The organism is Actinoplanes sp. NPDC048791, from assembly GCF_040650095.1.
Taxonomy (GTDB): domain Bacteria; phylum Actinomycetota; class Actinomycetes; order Mycobacteriales; family Micromonosporaceae; genus Actinoplanes.
This window is the reverse complement of sequence record NZ_JBEZGQ010001263.1, coordinates 1-2,129: the sequence shown is the minus strand read 5'-3', so window position 1 is coordinate 2,129 and position 2,129 is coordinate 1. Positions and strand designations below refer to the sequence as shown.

Here is a 2,129-nt window from a genome sequence, read left to right as displayed (position 1 = left end):
ACTGACCGGCGAGGCGGCGGTCCGCCAGGCCGGCGGCTCGGCCGGCCGGGCCCGCTGCCAGCTCTCGGCCCGGGCGACCAGGCGTTGCAGGCCGTAGCTGTCGAGCCAGTCGGAGGCGGCGGTCGCGTCCGGGTCGCCGGCGAAGGCGTCGCGCTGCCAGCTGCTGACGTCGTGGGCGGCCCGCCACCAGCGCTCGCGGCCGCGGCCGGCGCTCTCGTCCTCGACGACCAGCCCGACGTCGGCGAGCTGACGCAGGTGGTAGCTGGTGGCGCCGGTGTTGGTGCCGAGTGTCTCGGCGAGCCGGGTGGCAGTGGCGGCCCCGTCCAGTCGCAGCTGGCCCAGCAGCCGCGAGCGCAGCGGTTGCGCGAGGACCCGGATCTGTTTGCCGTCGAGGTGGACCTGAGTGGGCTCCATAAGTTGCACAATAGTTGTGCACAGAAATTGTGCAACTGGTCCGTGCCAGAATGGCGGCCATGATCGAGGTCCGGCGCGCCGGCGTGGACGATGCCGCCGAGCTCCTGCGCCTGCGCAGCGTGATGATGGATTCGGTCCGTCCCGGCGGCGGCGACCCGCAGGCCTGGATCGGCCCCGGCATCGCGGTGGTGCGCCGGCTGCTCGACCCGGGCAACGACGCCATGGCCGCGTTCGTGGTGGACAAGCCGGACACCCCGGGGCTCGCGGCCTGCGTCGTGGGCACGATCGATCAGCGGCTGCCGGGCCCGAACGACCCGACCGGGCTGCGCGGGTACGTGCTCAACGTCGCCACCGACCCCGCGTACCGCCGCCGGGGTTTCTCCCGGGCCTGCATGACCGCCCTGCTCGCCTGGTACGAGCAGCGCGGCATCGGAGCGATCGACCTGCGCGCCTCCGCGGAGGGCGAACCGCTCTACGCCTCGCTCGGTTTCGTGCGCAACCGTGACCCGGGCATGCGCCTGTTCATCCCAGCGCGTTGACCGCCTTGGCGACCACCAGCGCCGCGGTGACCAGCGAGATCGCCGACTGCAGCATCATGGTCAGCTTGGCCCAGCGCGACAGCGGCAGCGTGTCCGTCGGGCTGAAGGCGGTCGCGTTGGTGAACGCCAGATACAGATAGTCGGCGAACTGCGGCCGCCACTCCTTCGGCGCCATGTCCGGCGCGGTCATCTGCGGAAAGAGAAAATCCGGGTACGGGTCGGTGCCGGCCGCCCGCTCCAACGCCCCGCCGCGGTCCAGCTCCCAGTACCAGACCGCGAACGTCAGCACGTTGATCAGCCAGATCGCGGCGCCGCTGCCCAGCAGTTCGGCCGCGCTGCCGGTGTCACCGCCGCCGGCGATGTCGACCACCAGCCGCACGACCGACCAGGCCGTGCCCAGGCTGGCCACGGCGATCAGACCCAGGCTCAGCCGGCGCAGCATCGGGGTCCGGCGCTCCAGCCGGCCCGGATTCGCCGCCACCAGCGCGCCGATGACGACCACCTCGACGGCCGGCAGCACCCACCACGCGCCCAGGCTGTACCGCTCGGGCAGGGTCAGTTGCAGCGCGATCATCACGGCGATGGCGAGGGCGAACGGCCAGCGCTGCTCGCCGCGGCTGAGCCGGCGCCAGAACGGCCGCGCGTCCAGATCCTCCTCGAAACCCACGGGCCCATCATGGCCCCTTGACCTCAACCGAGGTTCAACACGCACGCTGCGACGATGACCGGAATTCTCGACGAGGCCCTGCGGCGGCTGCACACCACCGGGCCCGAACACGACGGCTGGCTGTCCAACCACGGCCCGATGGCGGCCGAGGCACTGGTCCACCACGGGCATGCGGACCAGGTGCACCGGTGGCTCGACGCGTACGAGCAGCGGTTGGTGGAGGTGCCGCGGGGCATCGCGCCGATCGCCGCGGACGAGTGGCGCGAACCGCTCGGTGACCCGGTGCGCACGGGCGACTGGCTGACGTTCTTCGACCGGGCGATGCGCGCCGAGCCGTGGCCGGACGTGCTGGCGCTCTGGTGGCCGCGGCTGCTGCCCGGCATCGCCGCGGGGGCGACGCACGGGGTGATCAGGGTCGGGCACGCGGTGCGGGCGCTGCGGGAGCAGGAGACCCCGGCGCGGGTGGCGGAGCTGGGGCAGGGGCTGGCGTACTGGGCGGCGCGGTGGCA

Annotated in this window: 4 protein-coding genes; 2 read left to right on the top strand and 2 right to left on the bottom strand. The window is 72.9% G+C overall.

Annotated elements, in window-relative coordinates; genetic code table 11:
• Positions 1–414, bottom strand: a 414-nt coding sequence (locus tag AB0C29_RS45185) for a helix-turn-helix domain-containing protein (protein ID WP_360834089.1), incomplete at its 3' end; no start/stop codon positions are given.
• A 59-nt stretch (positions 415–473) separates the two neighbouring features.
• On the opposite strand from AB0C29_RS45185, the gene AB0C29_RS45180 reads away from it, so the two are divergent.
• Positions 474–953 carry a GNAT family N-acetyltransferase gene (locus AB0C29_RS45180; protein ID WP_360834087.1) on the top strand — a complete coding sequence of 160 codons (480 nt, stop codon included), beginning with the start codon at positions 474–476 and terminating at the stop codon, positions 951–953.
• Here AB0C29_RS45180 and AB0C29_RS45175 read toward each other — a convergent pair.
• A complete protein-coding gene (locus AB0C29_RS45175) occupies positions 937–1,620 on the bottom strand; it encodes a hypothetical protein (protein WP_360834085.1) in 684 nt (227 codons plus the stop codon). The two genes, AB0C29_RS45180 and AB0C29_RS45175, sit on opposite strands and share 17 nt — an antisense overlap.
• Positions 1,621–1,674: 54 nt before the next feature.
• On the opposite strand from AB0C29_RS45175, the gene AB0C29_RS45170 reads away from it, so the two are divergent.
• Positions 1,675–2,129: questin oxidase family protein (locus AB0C29_RS45170; protein ID WP_360834083.1), on the top strand; the 455-nt coding region annotated here is incomplete at its 3' end.